This is a genomic window from Plantactinospora alkalitolerans (assembly GCF_015690345.1).
Classification (GTDB): domain Bacteria; phylum Actinomycetota; class Actinomycetes; order Mycobacteriales; family Micromonosporaceae; genus Plantactinospora; species Plantactinospora alkalitolerans.
On sequence record NZ_JADPUN010000233.1, the window covers coordinates 1 to 20228 of the forward strand.

17 protein-coding genes are annotated in these 20228 nt (G+C 69.8%); 14 read left to right on the forward strand and 3 right to left on the reverse strand.

Annotation, left to right across the window (positions count from 1 at the left end):
• Positions 1-187 precede the first annotated feature (187 nt).
• The 11 genes from I0C86_RS26370 (at position 188) to I0C86_RS26420 (ending at position 11012) form a co-directional block, all read left to right on the forward strand.
• Positions 188-2347, forward strand: a complete 2160-nt coding sequence (locus tag I0C86_RS26370) for an amylo-alpha-1,6-glucosidase (RefSeq protein ID WP_323373852.1) — start codon at positions 188-190, stop codon at positions 2345-2347.
• Positions 2348-2407: 60 nt separating this feature from the next.
• Positions 2408-3196, forward strand: a complete 789-nt coding sequence (locus tag I0C86_RS26375) for an SDR family NAD(P)-dependent oxidoreductase (RefSeq protein ID WP_196203980.1) — start codon at positions 2408-2410, stop codon at positions 3194-3196.
• Positions 3197-3488: 292 nt separating this feature from the next.
• Positions 3489-4160, forward strand: a complete 672-nt coding sequence (locus tag I0C86_RS26380; RefSeq protein WP_196203981.1) for a FadR/GntR family transcriptional regulator — start codon at positions 3489-3491, stop codon at positions 4158-4160.
• A 163-nt stretch (positions 4161-4323) separates the two neighbouring features.
• Positions 4324-4932 carry a flavodoxin family protein gene (locus I0C86_RS26385; RefSeq protein ID WP_323373853.1) on the forward strand — a complete coding sequence of 203 codons (609 nt, stop codon included), beginning with the start codon at positions 4324-4326 and terminating at the stop codon, positions 4930-4932.
• Between the two features lie 149 nt (positions 4933-5081).
• Positions 5082-5951, forward strand: a complete 870-nt coding sequence (locus I0C86_RS26390; protein WP_196203983.1) for an NAD(P)-dependent oxidoreductase — start codon at positions 5082-5084, stop codon at positions 5949-5951.
• 225 nt (positions 5952-6176) lie between these two features.
• On the forward strand, positions 6177-7094 hold the full coding sequence (locus I0C86_RS26395) for an ABC transporter permease (RefSeq protein ID WP_196203984.1): 918 nt from the start codon (positions 6177-6179) through the stop codon (positions 7092-7094).
• Positions 7091-7987: a carbohydrate ABC transporter permease gene (locus I0C86_RS26400; RefSeq protein ID WP_196203985.1), complete on the forward strand. Its 897-nt coding sequence runs from the start codon at positions 7091-7093 to the stop codon at positions 7985-7987. The genes I0C86_RS26395 and I0C86_RS26400 overlap by 4 nt, the downstream gene beginning before the upstream one ends.
• 50 nt (positions 7988-8037) lie before the next feature.
• A complete protein-coding gene (locus tag I0C86_RS26405) occupies positions 8038-9699 on the forward strand; it encodes an extracellular solute-binding protein (RefSeq protein WP_196203986.1) in 1662 nt (553 codons plus the stop codon).
• Positions 9700-9719: 20 nt separating this feature from the next.
• A complete protein-coding gene (locus I0C86_RS26410; RefSeq protein WP_196203987.1) occupies positions 9720-10076 on the forward strand; it encodes a LysR substrate-binding domain-containing protein in 357 nt (118 codons plus the stop codon).
• Positions 10069-10545 (forward strand): GNAT family N-acetyltransferase, encoded by a 477-nt coding sequence (locus tag I0C86_RS26415; RefSeq protein WP_196203988.1) that lies wholly within the window; start codon positions 10069-10071, stop codon positions 10543-10545. Before I0C86_RS26410 ends, I0C86_RS26415 begins: the two co-directional genes overlap by 8 nt.
• Positions 10542-11012, forward strand: coding sequence for a hypothetical protein (locus tag I0C86_RS26420; RefSeq protein WP_196203989.1), 471 nt, complete (start codon positions 10542-10544; stop codon positions 11010-11012). The genes I0C86_RS26415 and I0C86_RS26420 overlap by 4 nt, the downstream gene beginning before the upstream one ends.
• A 130-nt stretch (positions 11013-11142) precedes the next feature.
• Here the strand turns inward: I0C86_RS26420 and I0C86_RS26425 are convergent, their stop codons facing one another.
• From I0C86_RS26425 to I0C86_RS26435, 3 genes are all read right to left on the reverse strand, one after another.
• The gene (locus I0C86_RS26425) at positions 11143-11925 is read right to left on the reverse strand and encodes an ABC transporter permease (RefSeq protein ID WP_196203990.1); all 783 of its coding nucleotides are present in this window, start codon (positions 11923-11925) and stop codon (positions 11143-11145) included.
• 73 nt (positions 11926-11998) lie between these two features.
• Complete coding sequence (locus I0C86_RS26430) at positions 11999-13564, reverse strand: ABC transporter permease subunit (protein WP_196203991.1); 1566 nt, start codon at positions 13562-13564, stop codon at positions 11999-12001.
• Positions 13565-14491: an ABC transporter ATP-binding protein gene (locus I0C86_RS26435; protein ID WP_196203992.1), complete on the reverse strand. Its 927-nt coding sequence runs from the start codon at positions 14489-14491 to the stop codon at positions 13565-13567.
• Positions 14492-14658: 167 nt separating this feature from the next.
• On the opposite strand from I0C86_RS26435, the gene I0C86_RS26440 reads away from it, so the two are divergent.
• The 3 genes from I0C86_RS26440 (at position 14659) to I0C86_RS26450 (ending at position 20122) form a co-directional block, all read left to right on the forward strand.
• Positions 14659-15870 carry a sensor histidine kinase gene (locus I0C86_RS26440; protein ID WP_323373854.1) on the forward strand — a complete coding sequence of 404 codons (1212 nt, stop codon included), beginning with the start codon at positions 14659-14661 and terminating at the stop codon, positions 15868-15870.
• On the forward strand, positions 15867-16631 hold the full coding sequence (locus tag I0C86_RS26445; protein WP_196203994.1) for a response regulator: 765 nt from the start codon (positions 15867-15869) through the stop codon (positions 16629-16631). Before I0C86_RS26440 ends, I0C86_RS26445 begins: the two co-directional genes overlap by 4 nt.
• 341 nt (positions 16632-16972) lie before the next feature.
• Positions 16973-20122: a glycosyl hydrolase 115 family protein gene (locus I0C86_RS26450; RefSeq protein WP_196203995.1), complete on the forward strand. Its 3150-nt coding sequence runs from the start codon at positions 16973-16975 to the stop codon at positions 20120-20122.
• Positions 20123-20228: the final 106 nt, after the last annotated feature.

Consider the following 20228-nt stretch of genomic DNA (forward strand, 5'->3'; position numbering starts at 1 on the left):
CGGGGGCCGGGGTTCGTCGGCCCGGACAGGCATGGGCGGGCCGACGAACCCCGGCCCCCGGTCGACCTGCGCCTTCCCGGCCCGGTTCCGGGTCCGGTTCTCGCATTCGGCACCGCCGCCGGGCCGGACCTGCCTAGGCTGGCGAACGACAGGATGGCCATGCTTCTCGTCCGGTAAAGGGGCAGCCGTGACGAATGTTGTCCGGCGTCCCACTCCGGCTGACCCGACTCCGGGTCTGGCAGCCGGCGTCGACGCGCCGAGTTCGGTCGTACGCACCCAGCCACCCGAGCTGGGCCCGGACGCCGTCGCCGTGGTAGAGGGCCGCTCGTTCATGGTGAGCAACGCCGCCGGCGACGTGCCGGTCGGCACGATCGGCGGTCTGGTGCACGACGACACCCGCCTGCTCAGCCACTGGGAACTGACTCTCGGCGGTGCCCCGCTGCTCATACTCAGCTCCGGAACCGTCGACGACGACTCCGCGGCCTTCTTCCTCACCAACGCGGACCTGCCGCACGTTCCTACGAACAGCGTCGGGGTGCGCCGGCAACGCTTCATCAGCGAGGCCATGCAGGAGCGCATCGAGCTGGAGTGCTTCGCGAACGAGGTGCAGTCGGTGCAACTGCGCCTGCGGGTGGGCACCGACTTCGCGGACCTCTTCGAGATCAAACAGTGCGTACGGGACCGCTCGGCCAACATCACCCGGGACCACCCCGCCGACGGCTCCGGTCTCCGCTTCACCTACCGCAACGCCGATTTCGAGGCGGTCACCGACCTCAAGTCCTCACCCCCGGCGGACCGGGTGGAGGAGAACGACCTGATCTGGGACCTCCGGCTGGAGCCCGGAATGAAATGGCACGCCGAACTGACCGTCGCACTGCCCCGCCGGCCCAGTGAGATGCCATCGCTGCACCGCCAGTTCGGCAAGGGATTCGACCTGGTCGGCGAGGATCCCACCGAGATCTGGCACACCGACTGCCCACTCCAGGATTTCGACTCCGAGCTGATCAACCGGGTGCTGCGTAAGTCCAAGCTGGACCTGGTCGCACTCCGGATCGAGCAGAAGGTGGGCGACGAGACGATCGTGCTGCCGGCCGCCGGGCTGCCCTGGTTCCTCACCATCTTCGGTCGCGACTCGCTGGTCACGGCGTACCAGACGGTCTGCTTCGGACCGCGCCTCGCGCATGGCACCCTCCGGATGCTCGCGAACTACCAGGGCACGAAACTGGACGACTTCCGGGACGAGGAACCCGGCAAGATCCTCCACGAGGTACGCAGTGGGGAGCTGACCCGTACCGGCGAGAAGCCGCACAATCCGTACTACGGCACCTCCGACGCGACCCAGCTCTGGCTGATCCTGCTCTCCGAGTACTGGCGCTGGACGCTCGACGACGACTTCGTCCGGCAGTACCGCGACAACGTGTACGCCGCGCTGCGCTGGATCGACCACTACGGCGACATGGACAACGACGGATACGTCGAGTACGCCACCCGCTCACCGCAGGGACTCGGCAACCACTGCTGGCGGGACTCGCCCGACGGGATCGCCTACTCCGACGGCACGATCCCGGTGCTGCCGATCGCGACCTGCGAGGTCCAGGGCTACACCTACGACGCGAAGCTGCGGGCCGCCGAGCTCGCCGACGGGCCCCTGGGGGATCCGGAACTCGCGGAACGACTGCGCGCCGAGGCGCACCGGCTCCGGCAGCGCTTCAACGAGGACTTCTGGATCGACAAACGGGGCGGCTACTACGCCGTGGGGCTCGACGGCGACAAGAACCCGATCGACTCGATGACCTCCAACATGGGGCAACTCCTCTGGAGCGGGATCGTCCCGCCGGAGCGCGCCAGAATCATCGCCGACCAGCTTCTGGCCGGTCACATGTTCTCCGGCTGGGGCGTCCGGACCACCTCCACCAGCAACACCTGCTACAACCCGATCGGGTATCACAGCGGAACGGTCTGGCCGCACGACAACTCGCTGATCGCGCACGGCCTGAACCGCTACGGCTTCCAGACCGAGGCAACCCGGATCATCGTCGGAATGCTGGAGGCCGCCGACCTCTCCGAACACCGGTTGCCCGAGGCGTTCGCCGGTTACGACCGGTCGTACGGACGCAAACCGGTGCCGTATCCGACCGCCTGTACGCCACAGGCCTGGGCGAGCGCCGCACCGTTGCTCTTCCTCCGGACCCTGCTCGGCCTGGAGGCCCGGGACGGTCAGCTCACCCTGAACCCCTGCCTGCCACAGGACTTCGGCCGGATCAAGCTCCTCCGGTTGCAGGCCTTCGGCAAGCGTTGGGATCTGGAGGCCATCGGCACCCAGGGACACGTACAGCTCTCGGAATGACCGGTGCCCGCGGATACACGTCCGGCCGCGGGTCGTTCTCGCGCGATGGGGAAGAATTTCATGACAGGTTCGAAGGCGCCCGGTACCCGGCCCGGCATGCTCAGTGGCAAGGTCGCGTTCATCACCGGCGCGGGCCGGGGCATCGGCGCGACGGCCGCCCGGTTGTTCGCCCGGGAGGGCGCCGCGGTGGTGTTGGCGGCGCGGACGGAGTCCCAACTCGCCGACGTGGTCGACCAGATCCGGAGCGACGGCGGTAGGGCCGACTACGTCATCACCGACCTGACCGACGCGGCCAGTATCCAGGCCGCCGTCGACACCGTGATCCGGCTGCACAACCGGTTGGACGTGGCATTCAACAACGCCGGTGTCTCCGTGCCGCACACCCCGATGGTGAATGCGACGGAGCAGAACTTCGACCTGGTCACGACCGTCAACTACAAGGGTGTCTTCCTCTCCATGACCGCCGAGATCCGGGCGATCCGGGCGACCGCCGGGACCGGGGCGATCGTCAACAACAGCAGTGTCGGCAGCTTTCGGGGCTCGCCGGGACTGGGGCCGTACGCCGCGACGAAACGGGCGGTCAACAGCCTCACCGAGACCGCCGCGGTCGAGCACGGGCCGGAGGGGATCCGGGTGAACGCGATCGCGCCCGGCACCACGATGACCGGGGTGATCCGCAAGTGGGCGGAGGACGAACCCGCCGCCGTCGACCGGCTCAACTCGCTCACCCCACTACGCCGGGCCGCCGAACCGGACGAGATCGCCGAGGCCGCCGCCTGGCTGCTCAGTGATCGTGCCTCCTTCGTCACCGGGGTCTGCCTGCCGGTCGACGGCGGCCTCCGCGCCTGACGAGCGGACGGTCGGCGCAGTTGCGGTAGCACCGAGTCGGTAAGTCGGCCGCGCGGCCGGTAGCCGACGCACATCGCCGTCCGGTCGCCGTCGGCCCAGGTCTGCGGGGTCGGCGAAGGCCACCATGTCCTGTCCGGGCCGGCGGCGATCGCCCGACGGATCGCATCGGACCGGGCCGTGCCGGCGTTCCGGGCGGTGCCGGTCATGGCACCGGCCGCGCGCCACACCCGGACGGGGGCCACCGGCCGGGCCCGGCACCGACGGCGGACAATGATCCCCGGCGGAGGTGGACATGGCACTGACTGACGAGGCCATCGACAAGATCAAAGAGATGATCACGTCGGGTGAGCTGGGTCCCGGCGACCGGCTGCCCAAGGAGGCCGACCTCGCCGAACGGCTGGGGCTGTCCCGCAACTCGCTGCGGGAGGCCGTGAAGGCACTGTCCATCATCCGGGTGCTGGACGTACGACAGGGCGACGGCACCTACGTCACGAGCCTCGAACCGCCGCTGCTGCTCGACGCGCTCAGTTTCGTGGTCGACTTCCACCGCGACGACACCGTGCTCCAGTTCCTGGAGGTACGCCGGATCCTCGAACCGGCCGCGACCGCGCTCGCCGCGCAGCGGATGCCCGAGGAGGGAATCGTGAAACTCCAGGCGACACTCGACGGTCTCGGCACCGACCCCGGCATCGAGGCACTGGTCAGCAACGACCTCGACTTCCACCGGCAGATCGCGGCGGGCGCCGGCAACACGGTGCTCTGTTCACTGATCGACGGCCTCTCCGGGCCGACCACCCGGGCCCGGATCTGGCGCGGCCTGACCCAGCAGGGCGCGGTCACCAGGACCCGTGAGCAGCACCAGTCCATCGTCGACGCGATCGTCGCCCGGGAACCCGAGCTGGCCCGGTCCTGGGCGACCGTGCACGTCGCCGGCGTGGAGGACTGGCTCCGGCACGCGCTGTAGAGCTGGCCACCGTCCGCCCTGGCCACCTGATGCGTCCCGGCAGTGGTGCCACACCCCTGCCGGCAGCAGGTCGGCAGGGGCGGATCGAGCGGACGATTCGCCCGGCCGACCGCGGGGTATGAGCAGCGGGGTCCGACTGAAGATCGAGTTCAGGAGTAGTCCCGTGGGAACCCTCCGTGCGTTGGTACTCTGCTGCACGCTCAAGCCGTCCCCCGCGCCGTCCAGCGCCGAACTGCTGGGCAGGGAGGTGCTCACGGCACTCGCCGACCACGACGTGGACAGCGAACTGGTCCGGGTGGTGGACCACCAGGTGAAGTTCGGCGTCTCCACCGACGAGGGCGACGGCGACGCGTGGCCGGCGATCCGGGCCAAGCTGATGGATGCGCAGATCCTGGTCGTGGCGACCCCGATCTGGCTCGGCCAGCCGTCGAGCGTCTGCAAGATGGTGCTGGAGCGCCTCGACGCCGAACTGTCCGAGACCGACGCGGAGGGCCGGCTGTCGACGTACGGCAAGGTCGCCACGGTCGCCGTCGTCGGTAACGAGGACGGCGCGCACCACGTCACCGCCGAGGTACTCCAGGCCCTCAACGACGTCGGCTTCACCGTCGCCGCCAGCGCCTCCACGTACTGGGTCGGCGAGGCCATGGGCGGCACCGACTACCGGGATGCCGGACCGAAGCCGGACACCACCGGCAACGCGACCAAGACCCTCGCCACCAACGCCGCGCACCTCGCGCACCTGCTGGCGAAACAGCCGTACCCCGCCGGTTGAGCACTCGAGGGTGCGGCCACGGCGAAAAGCGACCCGCTCCGCCGGTGGTCCAGCCCGCCCCGGGTGAGTGGACCGCATTCCGAGTCGCTGGCGCCCCGCGCTGACCTACGCTGCCGGAGGGGGCAGCGTGCTACGGGGGGAAGGGTCCGATGGCGGAAGCGCAGCGGGTGGCCGTACTCGGGCTCGGCGGCATGGGTCAGCCGATGGCCGCCAACATCGTCCGGGCCGGTCTGCCCACGGTCGTCTGGAACCGCCGGTCGGGACCGGCCCGGCAGCTCGCCGAGCAGGGCGCCGAGGTGGCCGACAGCCCGGCCGACGCGGCCCGCCGGGCAGATATCGTGATCACGATGGTCACCGACGCCGACGCCGTCCGCGCCATCGCCGTCGACCAGGGCATGCTGGCCGCGATGCGGGACGGCGCCCTCTGGGCCCAAATGAGCACCATCGGCGTCTCCGGAACGGAACGGATCGTCGACCTGGTCCGGGCACAGCGCCCCGACGTCGTACTGCTCGACGCGCCCGTGGCCGGCAGCCGGGGCCCCGCACAGCGGCGCCAACTGGTCATCCTCGCCTCCGGCCCGGAGCAGGCCCGCGCCCGGATCGCACCCGTCTTCGATGCGATCGGGCAGCGGACCGTCTGGGCCGGGCCGGCCGGAGCCGGCTCCCGGCTCAAGCTGGTCAACAACATGCTGTTGGCCTTCGTGGCCGAGGGAATCGCCGAGTCGATGGCGCTCGGTCACTCGTTGGGCCTGGACCGCGACGCGGTGCTCGGCGTGCTCCACGGCAGTCCCCTGGTCTCCGCGTGGGCCGAGGAGAAGTTGCAGCGGATCGGCCAGGACGAGTATTCGGCGCAGTATCCGCTGTCCCTGGCGCTCAAGGATGTCAACCTGGCGCTCCAGGAGGTCGAGATCGACCGGTTCGCGGTCGCCAACAGCCTGGCGGCGCAGTGGCAACGGGCGGTGGAGCGAGGGCTCGGCGACGAGGACCTCACGGTGATGGTCCGGGCGCTCCAGCACTGAGATCTGTCCGGCCGCCCGACACAGACTGGCGGACGGCAATTCGAATGCCGGAAGTCCGGCCGGTCAGTCCGTCGAGATCGGTCCCGTCGGCATTGGCGTCGGCCTTGACGACATTCAAGATCGAACATAGGTTTACCTGCGCGTAACGGAGAAACTTCCGGAACTTTCGCGATCCATCGTGTTCAACTGCCCGCGTATCCCGCGTGCTGGCCCGAACAGAATGGGGTGAGCCGGTTGACGTGGTGGGATCGGGTACGGCGGGACCGGATCCTGCTGCTGGCCACAGTGCCCGGCGTGGCACTCCTACTGACATTCCACTATTTGCCCTGGTTGGGCAATGTCATCGCCTTCAAGGACTACCAGCCCTTCATCGGCATCTTCGACAGTCCCTGGACCGGCCTGCGCAACTTCCAGGTCATCGTCAACGGAGATCCCGCATTCCTCAACGCACTGACCAACACCCTCATCATCACCCTGCTCCAGGTGCTGATCGTCTTCCCCGCACCGATCGCCCTGGCCCTGCTGCTGGACAGTCTGATGTCCGAGCGGCTCAAACGGACCGTCCAGAGCATCCTCTACCTGCCACACTTCCTGTCCTGGGTGATCGTGGTCGCGATCTTCATGCAGTTGCTCGGCGACGGTGGCCTGCTCAACAACTTCCTCCGGGAACACGACCTCGGCACCGTCAGCATCATCAGCAACCCTGACGCCTTCCTGGCGCTGGTCACCGGACAGGTGCTCTGGAAGGACGCCGGTTGGGCGACCATCCTCTTCCTGGCCGCGCTGTCCCGGATCGACACGACCCTCTACGAGGCGTCGGCGGTCGACGGAGCCAGCCGGTGGCGGCAACTGTGGCACATCACCCTGCCCGGACTGCGCAGCCTGATCGTGCTGCTGCTGATCCTGCGGCTCGGCGACGCACTGACCGTCGGGTTCGAACAGATCGTGCTCCAGCAGCAGGCGGTCGGCGCGGACGCGAGCGAGGTCCTCGACACGTACGTCTACAACAACGGCATCCTCGCCGGTGACTGGGGGGTCAGCGCCGCCGTCGGACTGGTCAAGGGCCTCGTCGGGCTGCTGCTGGTGCTCGGCGCCAACAAACTGGCGCACCGGTTCGGAGAGCAGGGGGTCTACCAGAGATGAGCAGTCGACCCACCATCGCCGGGGTCACGGTCGCCTCGAGACCGGTACGCGCGCTGAAGGGCGTCATCCTGGCCGCCTGCTGTGCCGTCGTGGTCGTCCCGTTCGTAGGGATCGTCTCCACCAGTCTCGCCACCCGGGAGCAGATCACCCGCGACGGCGGCTTCGTACTCCTTCCGGACGAGGTCAGTTTCGCGGCGTACCAGGCGATCCTCTCCGGTGGCGTGGTCACCCGGGCGACACTGGTCAGCCTCTTCGTCACCGTCGCCGGTACGACGTTGAGCATGGCCGCCACCATCCTGCTGGCGTACGGGCTCAGCCGGCCCAGGTCGGTCGCACACCGGCCGCTACTGATGATCGTCCTGTTCGCACTGCTCTTCACCCCGGGCATCATCCCCAGCTACCTCGTGGTGAAGAGTCTCGGCCTGCTCGACACGTACTGGGCGCTGATCCTGCCGGTCGCGGTCAACGCATTCAATGTGATCATCCTGCGCGCGTTCTTCATGGAGCTGCCGAAGGAAGTGATCGAGAGCGCCCGGATCGACGGCGCGGGAGACGTCGCTATCCTGTTCCGGATCATCCTGCCGCTGAGCAAGGCCGTACTCGCGGTCATCGGCCTGTTCTACGCGGTGGCGTACTGGAACGCGTTCTTCAGCGCCCTGCTCTACCTCAACGACACGGCCAAGTGGCCGTTGCAACTCGTGTTAAGGACGTACGTGATCAACCAGACGCAGATCGGAGTCGACCAGCTCGGTGCCGCCGGCGTCGCACTGCCGCCCCAGGAGGCGATCCAGATGGCCATCCTGGTGCTCTCCATCGTCCCGGTCCTCGTCGTCTACCCCTTCGTACAACGGCACTTCACGAAGGGCGTGCTGATCGGCGCGGTCAAGGGCTGAATCCCGCTTCTCCCATCCGATGCCTTCCGGCGCTATGCCAAGGAGCAACGTTGACCACTTCTTCGTCGATCGGCCGCCGGCAATTCCTCACCGGCGCGCTGACCACCGCCGCCGCGGTCGCCACCCCCGGCCTGCTCGCCGGGTGCGGTGGCGACGGCGGCCCCACCGGCGGCGGCAACAACCAGGCAAGCGGCTCGGTCAGACTGCCGAACTACACCCCGTACACCGGAGTCACCCCGGACCTGCGGGGCAACCCGCAGGGTCTGCTGGACGCCTTCCTCAAGTATCCGGAGCCGGCCGTACGCGCGACCAACTCCGCCCCCGGGGACGGCGGGCCGGTCTCCGCCTTCGTGCTCACCAACTCCCCGGTGCCACCGGCCCTCGGGCAGAACCCGTTCTGGCAGGAACTGAACAAGCGGCTCGGTGTCGACCTGCGACTGACCATCGTGCCCAACCCGGACATGCCGACCAAGTTCGCCACCCTGGTCGCCGGGGACGACCTGCCGGACCTCATCGTGCCGGCGTTGTACACCCCCAACGGGCTGCCGGCCGGTACCGCCAACCTGCCGGCCTGGCTCGCCGCCAAGTGCCAGGACCTCACCCCGTACCTCTCCGGCGGCGCGGTCGACGAGTATCCGTTCCTGGCGAACCTGCCGACCGAGTCGTGGCGGGACTGCCGCTACAACGGCGGCATCTACGGGCTGCCGGTGCCGCGTGGTGTCGGCGGCACCATGATGATGCGTCGCGACGACCTGTTCACCCAGCTCGGCGCCAATCCACAGCCGAAGAGCTTCGCCGAGTTCCGGGAGGTCTGCCGCAAGGTCACCGACGCCCGGGCGAACCGCTGGGCGCTGGCCTCCTCACCGCTGGACTTCATCCGGCAGATGCTCGGCAACCCGTGGCGGTGGCGGCTCGAGGGCGGCCAGCTCGTCAGCGCCTACGAGGGCGAGGAGTACAAGCAGGCTCTCGCCGACGCGGCCCAGCTGGTCAAGGACGGCGTGGTCCATCCGGACAGCTTCAGCAACAACGCTCCGGTCAAGAAGTGGTTCAACGCGGGCAGCGCCCTGTTGATCTCCGACCGGTACACCGCCTGGCCACAGTTCTTCGCCGAGAACATCGCCGGACCGAAGTTCGAGATCGGCGGCATGCGTCCGCCGCTGCACGACGGCGGCGGCTTCGCCGCCACCTGGCAGGCCCAGGCGACCAACAACTTCACCGCCTTCAAGAAGGCCGACGAGGGTCGGATCCGGGCACTGCTCAAGGTCTGCAACTGGCTGGCGGCGCCGTTCGGCACGGAGGAGTGGCTGCTGCGCCGGTACGGCGTCGCCGGTACGCACTACAACATGCGTGGCGGTGGACCGACGTTGACCCAGGCCGGGGTCAGTCAGACGGTGCTCGGCATCCGGTACATCGTGGACGCCCCCGATGTGATCTTCGTACCGGGCGAGCCCGGAGCGACCCGGAGGTCGTACGAGTACCAGGCGTCGATCATCCCGACGGCGATCAAGGATCCCACCCTGGGCGTCTTCTCCGACACCTGGTCCCGCAAGTCCGGCCAGCTCGGCACGATCATCAACGACGCGAACAACGACATCCTCAGTGGCCGCAAGCCCGTCTCGGCCTGGGACGACATCGTCAAGCAGTGGCGGAACACCGGCGGTGACCAGTGCCGTACCGAGTTCGAGGACGCGATCAAGAACAGCGGCGACTAGAGGTTCCGCCCCCGCGGATCATGGGCTGCGCTGGCGCCGATGCCGCCGGCGCAGCCCACTCGTACAGCCAGCCAGCCAGCCAGCCGGCCGGCCGCTTTCCGGAACTCTGGGACGAGCCGTTCGTCGCGGCCCCCGCCGAGACCGGCTCCTGGCGGGACTACTGGCTTGCCGTCGACGAACGCGACGGCCGTCTCGTCCGCATCGGCGCCGTCGTCGAACAGCCTGACGACTGGTTGATCGCGATCGCGAACGGCTACGGCCTGGCCCTCGCCCCCGAATCCGCTGCTCGCTTCTACGCACGTCCCGGCATCACCCACCGGCCGGTCAGCCGCACCAGAAGACTGCCAGCGCCTAATTTAGTCTGTCCGGATGGGTGATCTTCGCTTCGAAACGGTGCGGCCGGACGGCGACAATGCCACTCGCGCGGACTGGCAGTACGTCCACAACTTGATAATCCCCACCGGTCCGCTCTCGGCGGAGGAGGTCCGAGCGCGTGCCCACCGCAACCGCCTGAACGTCACCTATCATGGCGACACGCTCGTGGGCTGCTCGACGGTCCGTCCGCCGACGGGCGACCAGGCGACGGCGACGGTCATCGTCCGCGTTCTGCCTGAGCATCGCCGGCAAGGTTTCGGCGGACAGATGTACGACAAGGCACTCACCGCAGCCTACGAGGTCGGCGCCCGAGTCGTCGAGACCGTTGTCCTGGCCTCCAACGAGGAGGGTCTACGGTTCGCCGAACGGCACGGCTACGTCGAGGTCGATCGATACGTCCTCGACGGTGACACGATCCCGTTCATCGATCTCCGATTGGCCGTCTCTGGCGTCGGTACCATGCAGGTATGAGTGCCGAGGTACTTCCCTGGCGGCCGCTCCGCCGTCTCGCCGAGCTACCGACCGTCCTCTGGCTGGGCATGCACGTGCTGCTCTACCTCGGTGTTGGTATGGCGGGCTATGCCGGCTATGCCCTCTGGGATCTGCGCCCGGGCGCACCCCTCGTCGACAGCCTGTTGTTGATAGTCGTCGGGGTCGTGTGGCTCGGCCCGTTGTGGGCGTTCGTGAGCGTCGCGGCCACCTTCTGCCTGGGAGTGCTGCGTCTGCTGACCGACGTTCGCTGGTACTGGTTCAGACTGGCTGCGGTCCTGCTCTTCGCCGTACCGTTTCCGCTGTTCGTGCTCAGCGTTTACGGTCCCGAGACTGCTCTGCCCGTAGCTGGTGCCCAGTTGGCGACGGCATTGCTCATTGTTCAGCCTCGGAAGAAGCCGGGCGGATGGGCGGACCGGGATCCCGCCATGGAGGACCATCGTGGGTAGCGGATCGGGTCCGGCGTGCGGCACAGGGGCCGGGAAGCGCCATCGGTCTCCCGACCCCGGTGTGTCCCGACGTCGTCGTCGCTGGTGAGGCTACGACGTCGACCCCCGTTCCGGCCCCGGGTCCGCCGGGTCAGGCGTCGCGGAACCGGAACAGCAGCGCGCCGACGAGCAGCGCGGCACCGGCCCAGCCGGCCAGGACACCGAGTCCGGCCCACGGCCCGATCGGCTGCCGCTCCAGCGCGGTGGTGGCCTGGACGGCCAGCCCGGAGGTCATCGGCGCCACCTTTTCCAGCCGCTCCTGCCACTTCGGGTCGCTGACGAGCTGGGTGACCACCGGGAAGCTGAACAGCAGCGTGAACACCACGATCATCGCTCCGGCGGTGTCCCGGACGGCCGTTCCGACGCCGATCGCGAGCAACGCGACCAGGCCGAGATACAGCACCGTGCCCACGGCGGCCCGCAGGGTCGGCTCGTCGGCCAGGGACAGCGGCGGATACCCGTTGGCCGGGGCGAAGCCGTTGCCGGGCAGGATGAACCGGCCGGCGAGCAACGAACCGAGCACCCCGGGTACGGCGGCGGCCAGCACCAACGCCGTGACCACCGCCGCCTTCGCGGCCAGTACGGTCCACCGGCGCGGGTTCGCGGCGAGCGTCGTCTGGATCAGTCCGTTGCCGTACTCGTTGGTCACGGCGAGCACGGCCAGCACCGCGACCGCCACCTGGGCGACCCGGACCCCCCAGAGACTGACCCGGGTGGTGTCCTCGAAGCACTCGGTCGGAGTGGGGCACTGGGACGTGTCCACCGCCAGCGTGGCGAGTGCGCTGAACGCCACGGTGGCGACGAGCACCGTCAGGCCCAGCCAGGTGGTGCTCGGCAACGTGCGAAGTTTCGTCCATTCCGCGTGCACGGTCACGGCGTCTCCTCCCTACGCCCGCTCCCGGCGTCTTCCCGCTGGGCCCGCTGATCGCATGTTCCCCCGCACCCGTTCACGCGTCCCGCCGTCGGAGCAGCCAGTACGCCACGGCGACGGCCACCGCGACGTAGCCGCAGAGCACGCCCACCCCGACCCATGGCCCGTCGACGAAACAGCCGGACTCCGGCAGGCAGATTCCGGCGACGTGCTCGTACCGGGGTGCGGTCTGCTGGATCGACAGGCCGGCCGCCGGCGTCAACCGCATCAGCCACTGCGCGGCGGTCAGCGGCAGCGCGCCGGCAACCATCTGCGGCAGGACGATCAGCACGATGACCGCGGTGATCGCGGCGGCGCTGCGCCGCAGGATCGTGCCCACCGCCAGGCTGAACACCGCGACGAGGGCCAGTACGAGTGCGGTGCCGACGACCGCCCGGGACACCGGCCAGTCCAGCAGCGACTGGGACGGGAAGTACGGCGGCTTGTATCCGCTGGCCCGCTGACCGGGCTGGCTGGCCAGAAACGCGGTGACGCAGGCGACGAGCCCGGCGACGAACGTCGCGGCCCCGAGCACCAGGGACTTTGCGGCGAGCACCCGGCCCCGCCGAGGGCTCGCCGCGAAGGTCGTCCGGATCATGCCCCGGCGGTACTCGGCGGTGACGAAGAGCGCGCCCAGCGCGACGATCGGCATGAGCCCGATCAGTACTCCGCTGAGGCTCATCCGGGTCAGGTCCTCGTCCGGGGCGCGTGGTGCCACGTCGCCGGTCCCGGTCACCGTGCTGGCTCCGGTGCTGTCCGGAACCCCGCTGACCCGGGCCGCGTCGGGCAGGTCCGGCGTGTCCGGAGCCCCGGGTCCCTCCGGCGCGGCAGGTCCACCGGCGGCGTCCGGTCCGCCCAGACCGATCACGCCGATCTCCTCGTCGCGCCACTGCGCCGCCGAGGGTGCCCCGGCCGGGCGTACGCCGACGTTGTCGAACCGGGCCGTGCTCCAGGTCGGGGTGGCGCTCACCGAGGTGCCGCTGAACTGGCGCTCGACCCGGACGAAGTTCGGCGAGGCGACGAAGATCCCGACCTCGGCCGTCTCCGGCAGTCCGGAAAGCTCCGCACTGCCGACCTGGCGCCAGTTCGTGCCGTCGGTCGACTCGTACCCGGTGAGGGTGTCGCCGGTGCGGGTCAGCCGCAGCCAGACCGGCGCCGTGCCGCCGGCGCTACCGGCCCGGTCGACGACGAAGTTGGTCTGCCACCGCACCCCGTGACCGGGGGTGAGCAGCATCGCGGCGTACCGGGCGCCGGGACGGGCACCATCTTTGATCATGATGCCGGCCTTGGCCCACCCGGCGATCACACCCTCCACGCCGGACTGCTCCAGTACCCGGGCGGTCACCTCGCCGTTCCCGGTCATCGGCTGGTGCACGAACCGGAAGGTGTCCTGCACCTGGACGCCGTCCGGGCCGATCGGCGGTGCCGAGCCCCCCATGGTCTGGAAGCTGCTGCTCGCCGCGCTGAGCAGCGAGATCAGGACGGTCAGGGCGATCGCCGCCAGCATGGTCAGCGCCCAGCGGCGCACCGAGCGCAGCTTGGTCCACTCCGCCCGTAGCAGCCCGGCGAAGCCGGCCCCGGACGGTGTCGTCGTGGCGGTCATTCAGGCCTCCTGGCCGACGGTGGTGTGGAACTCGGCGGCGTCCCGGGTGAGTTCCATGTACGCCTCCTCCAGCGAGGCCCGGTGCGCGACGACCTCCGAGAAGGGCAATCCACGCTCGGTGAGCAGCGCGACCACCCGTTGTGCGGGCAGCCCGGAGACGGTGACCGTCTCGGCGTCGATCGCCGCGACCGTGGCACCGGCGTTGGCGAGTGCCGCCATCGCCTCGGCCCGGTTCGTGGTACGCAGCGCGACCCGGTCACCCGACGCGGTGGCGAGCAGCGCCGCGACGCTGGTGTCGGCGATCAACCGTCCTCGGCCGACCACCACCAGATGGTCGGCGCTGCCCTCGAGTTCGCCCATCAGATGGCTGGAGACCAGTACGGCCCTCCCCTGTGCGGCCAGTGACCGCAGCAGTCCACGGATCCACCGGATGCCCTCGGGGTCGAGCCCGTTGACCGGCTCGTCGAAGAGCAGAACCGGTGGATCACCGAGCAGCGCGGCGGCGATGCCGAGCCGCTGCCGCATGCCCAGCGAGAAGCCACCGGCCCGGCGCCGCGCCGCCGGCCCCATGCCGACCTGCTCGATCACCTCGTCGACCCGACGCCTCGGCAGGCCGTTCGAGTGCGCCATCCAGAGCAGATGGTCGCGGGCCCGCCGGCCCGGGTGCACGGCCCCCGCGTCGAGCAGTGCACCGACCGCACGAAGCGGCGTACGGAGCGAGTGGTAGGGACGCCCGCCGACCAGCGCGGTACCGCCGTCGGGGGCGTCCAGCCCGAGGATCATCCGCATCGTGGTGGACTTGCCGGCGCCGTTGGGCCCGACGAAGCCGGTGACCTGCCCGGCCGCGACGGTGAACGACAGGTCGTCCACGGCGAGGGTCGACCCGTACCGCTTGCGCAGGCCCCGGGCCTCGATGGTTGCTTCCATGCCGCGAGGTTACGGAGCCGGCGGGGCCCCGGTCGTCACGCCGAGGAGCAGTCTTGACCGGTACCGACACGGGTGATCGTCGCCGGCTCCATCCCTCTTCCGGGGGACGGACGAACGCCGGACCAGGGATGACGCCGGCAGTCCCGGGTCCGGCGACAATGGCCTACGTGAGCCAGCCGAGCGTTCTGATCGAGCGGGCGGTCACCGTCGGCCGGCGGATGACCGCCGCACCGGAGTGGCCGACGACCGCCGGCCTGCTGCTCGGGATGCTCGCGATGGTCGAGGTGGCGCTGCGGGTGACCGACTCGGGGCCGAGGGTGTCGATCGCGCTGCTGCTCGCCCTCTGCGCGACCGTGCCGCTGGCCGTCGCCCGCACCCACCTGGTGATCGCGGCCGGAACGATGACTGTGGCGTCCTCGCTGAGCCTGGCCACCCTGCCCCGGCTCACCGGTGCCGGCCTGGTCGCCCAGCTCGCGGTGCTGTACCTGGTCGGCCGGCGGCACTCTCCGTGGGTCGCCGCGCCGATGGTGCTGCCGTTCGTCGGGTACGCCCTGCTCGGTCCGCTGTGGCTGTCCGGTACCACCGGCGGCGGATCGGCCCTTCCCGCCGGCACCGGCCGGCTCTCCGCCGTGCTGCTCGCCGCCGGCACCACGACGGCGCTGGGCACCGGTATCGCCCGCCGGCTACGCCGGGCGGCCACCGAGCGGGCCGTCTCCCGGCAGGCCCTCGAGGACACCCTGATCGAGCACGTCGCGCGGGGCGAGCGGGCCCGCATCGCCCGCGAACTGCACGACGTGGTCGCCCACCACATCTCGATGATCGCGGTGCAGGCGGAGACCGCGCGCCTGGCCACCCCCGGGATGCCGGCCGAGGGGGCGAAGCGGCTGGTCGGCATCGCGGAGACGGCACGCGCCGCGCTGACCGAGATGCGCCGGCTGCTGGGGGTGCTCCGGTCCGACACCGAGGGCGTGCCGACCCGCCGGCCGCAGCCGAGCCTGTACCAGCTCAACGAACTGCTCGACGAGGCGCGCGCCTCGGCCGGCGTCGCCGCCCGGCTCATCGTCCGGGGCCACGTCAGGGCGCTGGATCCGGGGATCGAGCTGACCGCGTACCGGATCGTGCAGGAGGCGCTGACCAACGTGCGTCGGCACGCGCCGGGTGCCGCCGTCGACGTCGCGCTGCACTACACCGCCGACACCCTGTGCGTGAGCGTCCGCGACAACGGTCCGGGGCAGGCCGCTATCGGTGCGGTCGGGCACGGGCTGGTCGGCATGCGCGAGCGCGTCGCGATGGTCGACGGCACCCTGACCGCCGGCCCGGCGCCGGTCAGCGGGTTCCTGGTCCGGGCGACCCTGCCGCTACCGAAGGAGACGGGATGATCGACGCAGGCCCGGGTACCACCGGCCCGGCGACGGCGGACGTGGCCGGACCGGGCCGGATACGCCTGCTGGTGGTGGACGACCAGGAGGTGGTCCGGGCCGGCTTCGGTGCCCTGCTCGCCACCCAGCCGGACTTCGCCGTGGTGGGCAGCGCCGCGGACGGCGCCGAGGCGGTCCGGCTCTGCCGGAGCCGGCAACCGGACGTGGTGCTGATGGACGTACGGATGCCGGTGTTGGACGGGATCGAGGCAACCCGGGTGATCGCTGGCGGCCCCAACCTCCCCGGCTCCGCCGACGAGATCCGCGGCAGCGACGGCGGCCGGCCCCGGATCATCATGCTCACCACCTTCGACCTCGACGAGTACGTCTATGACGCGCTCTGTGCCGGGGCCAGCGGCTTCCTGCTCAAGGAGGTGACCGCCGAACGCCTCTTCGACGCCGTCCGGGTGGTCGCCGCCGGGGACGCGCTGCTCGCGCCGGCGGTGACGCGACGGCTCATCGGTGAGTTCGCCCGGATGCGCCCGCGGCCGCCGCAGCGGGCGACGCTACTCGACGCGCTGACCCCGCGGGAGACCTCGGTGCTCCGGCTGATCGCCGAGGGACTCTCCAACACGGAGATCGCCGACCGCCTGGTGATCAGCGAGGAGACGGTGAAGACCCATGTCAGCCGGTTGCTCGGCAAGCTGCGGCTGCGCGACCGTACCCAGGCGGTGGTCACCGCGTACGAGTCCGGGTTGGTGGTACCCCGGACCAACTCCTGACCGACCCGTCGGGCACGTCGACGGATCCCCGGGTCTGCGGGCGACGGCCGGATCCGCGCCGGGCGGCGGGTGTACTTCGGTGGCGGGCAGAAAAGCTCTTCGGAAGGCGCTCGAAATGTTTCAGCAGCCTCGATCCGGAGGATGAATGTCAAAGGCGAGCTGATCGCGTTTTGCCTGGCCGGAATCCGGGTCGGTCATCGCGACTCGTGCTGCCAGGTACACCTTGGACATCGACGTCGGCCTTGACCTTGTTCTGCGATGTGTTTAGATTTCTTTCCGGTACATATCCGATAAGTTTCACGTCGCCCCTTTCCTTACCTCCTTCAGGCCCGGAGCGCGCGATGAGAAGGTCCATTTCCGCCGGCCCGCCGGCATCCCTCCACACCGGACCCACCGGTTCGAGACTCTGGCGGGTCCTGCTCTGCCTGACGGTCGCCGTCACGGCGGCGCCCGCCCTGGCCTCGTCCTCGGCCGGAGCGTCCGGCGGACACGTCGACAAGCCCGATCCCACCGGCTTCGTCTCGTCCCGGTCGAAGCCGGGCAGCCTGCCCCTGGTCGAGCGCGGCCGGGCCGCGACGCTGGTGGTCAGCGCGAGCGACCATCCCGGCGTGGTCCGGGTGGTGCACGACCTGCAGACCGACATCGAGCGGGTCACCGAGGTGCGCCCGGCGGTATCCGTGGACCAGGTGCCCCGGCAGGGTGAGGTCGTGCTCGTCGGCACCATCGGCAGGAGCCCGCTGATCGACCAGCTCGTCGCCAGCGGCAAGCTCGACGTCACCGGGATCGCCGGCAAGTGGGAAACCTCGCTACAGCAGATCGTCCAGAACCCGCTGCCCGGTGTCCGTCGCGCCTTCGTGATCGCCGGCAGCGACCAGCGGGGCACCATCTACGGGACGTACGAGGTGTCGAAACAGGCCGGTGTCTCTCCCTGGTACTGGTGGGACGACGTACCGGCGCGGCCCGACGACGCGCTGCACGTCCTGCCCGGCCGGCACACCCAGGGCACGCCGGCGGTGCAGTACCGCGGCTTCTTCATCAACGACGAGAACCCGGCGCTGGGCACCTGGGCGCCGAACTTCTTCGGACCGGGGCTCGCGCCGGGCTACCAGGGCGGCTTCAACCGGCACTTCTTCGCCAAGGTCTTCGAGACCATGCTGCGGCTGAAGGCGAACTACCTCTGGCCAGCCGTCTGGGGCCGGGCGTTCGCCGAGGACGACCCGGCAAACCACGCCACCGCCAAGGAGTACGGCGTCGTGATGGGCACCTCGCACGAGGCGCCGATGATGCGGGGCATCGAGGAGTGGAACCGGCACGCCCGGGGCGGCGCCGACCCGTACGGCGGCACCGGTGAGTGGAGCTTCCGGCGCAACTCCGAGGCGCTCAAGGGGTACTGGCGGGACGGCATCGAGCGGATGGAGGAGCAGGACTTCGAGGGCGTCGTCACCCTCGGCATGCGCGGCAACGGCGACGTCAGCCTGCCCGACGGGGACGGCATCGAGCTGATGGAGAGCATCATCGCCAGCCAGCGGCAGATCCTCGACGAGGTCAGCGACCGCGAACTGCCGGACATCCCGCAGGTCTTCACCCTCTACAAGGAGGTCCAGCGCTACTGGGACCGGGGCATGCGCCCGCCCGAGGACGTCACGGTGGTGTTCTGTGACGACAACTGGGGCAACATGCGCAAGCTGCCGGACCAGAGCCTGCCGGCCCGGGCCGGCGGGTACGGGATGTACTACCACTTCGACTACGTCGGCGGCGGCCGGAACTACAAGTGGGTCGACACGATCAACCTGGCCAGCACCTGGGAGCAGTTGAACCTGACGTACACGTACGGGGTCGACAAGCTCTGGGTGGTCAACGTCGGTGACATGAAGAACGAGGAGCTGCCGCTCCAGCTCTTCCTCGACTACGCCTGGGACCCGGCGAGCATTCCGATCGAGAAGCTCGACGAGTGGCACGAGGCGTACGCGGCACAGAACTTCCCGGACCGGTACGCAGGGGAGATCGGCGAGATCCTGCACGAGTACGGCCAGCTCCAGGCCCGGCGCAAGCCGGAACTGCTGAACCGGAGGATCACTCTGGATCCGGCCAAGGATCCGGCGACCGATTCCTCGGCGGTCGTCTACACCGACACCGGCCCGTACAGCCTGACCGACTACCAGGAGATGCGCCGGGTCGTACAGGAATGGCGGCGGCTCGCCGCGCGGGCCGAGCAGCTCCGGGGCCGGCTCCCGGACGGCTACGACGACGCCTACTACCAGCTCGTCTACTACCAGGTGAAGGCGTCGGCGAACCTCTACGCGCTGCGGGAGGCGCAGTTCACCAACCTGCTCTACGCCGCGCAGGGCCGGGCCGCGACGAACGCGATGGCCGAGGAGGCGCAGGAGCGGTTCGCCGAGGACCAGGCGATGTCCGACTACTACAACAACACCCTGGCCGGCGGCAAGTGGCGCGGCTTCCAGACCCAACCCAAGATCGGGTACGGCGACGTCGCCCGGTACGGCCCGAACGCGCCCTGGCAGCAGCCGGAGTTGAACAACCAGGCCCTGCCCGATGCCTTCTACCCGCACCTGAAGCGGATCGAGGTGCCGGCAACGGCGGAACTGGGTGTCGCGATCGACGGCTCCGACAGGTGGTGGCCCGCCGAGACCGGACCGGCGGTGCTGCCGACGTTCAGCCCGTACCAGAGCCAGCCGGGGCAGTACATCGAGGTGTTCAACCGGGGCACCGTCCCGTTCGACTACACCGTCGACGTCGCCGCGCCGTGGCTGAAGCTCGACCGGCGCGGTGGCCGGGTCGGCGACCAGGTCCGGATCAACGTCCGGGTCGACTGGCGGCACGCGCCGAAGGGCAGCACCACCGTGCCGATCACGGTCACCGGGCCGAACGGCGCCAGCGTCGTGGTGCAGGCGGTGGTGGACAACCCGCAGGGGCTGCGGCCGAGGGGCCACGTCGAGGCGAACGGCTACGTCTCGATTCCGGCCGAGCACTACACCCGGGCGGTGGACACCGGCGGGGTCCACTGGAAGCGGATTCCGGACCTCGGCCGGACCGGTGACGGACTGACCCCGTTCCCGGTCACCGCGGCCAGTCGTACGCCGGGCGGCGACAGCCCGCGCCTGGAGTACGAGATGACCCTGACCACGAGCGGTCCGGTGAAGGTGTCGGCGTACCTGTCCCCCCGGAACAACGTGCTGCCGACCGACGGGCTCAGGTACGCGGTCTCGGTCGACGGCGCGGCTCCGCAGGTCGTCAACGTCACCACCAGCACCGGTGCGAACGACACGACGATGAACCGGCAGTGGGAGCGGAACACGTCCAACAACGTCAACGTCACGACCACCGTCCATCCCGTCGACACACCGGGCGTACACACGCTGAAGTTCTGGATGGTCGACCCGACCGTGGTGGTGCAGCAGCTCGTCGTCGACACCGGCGGGCTGCGGCCGAGCTACCTGGGACCGCCGGAGAGCATCCGGACCGGTCGCTGACAACCGAGAACCTCCTGAAAGTAGCGGTCCGCGCCGGCCCTTCCCGGGGGCCGGCGCGGACCGCCGCCGCATAGAGGAAGATCATGGATCAGCACAATAGAGAGAG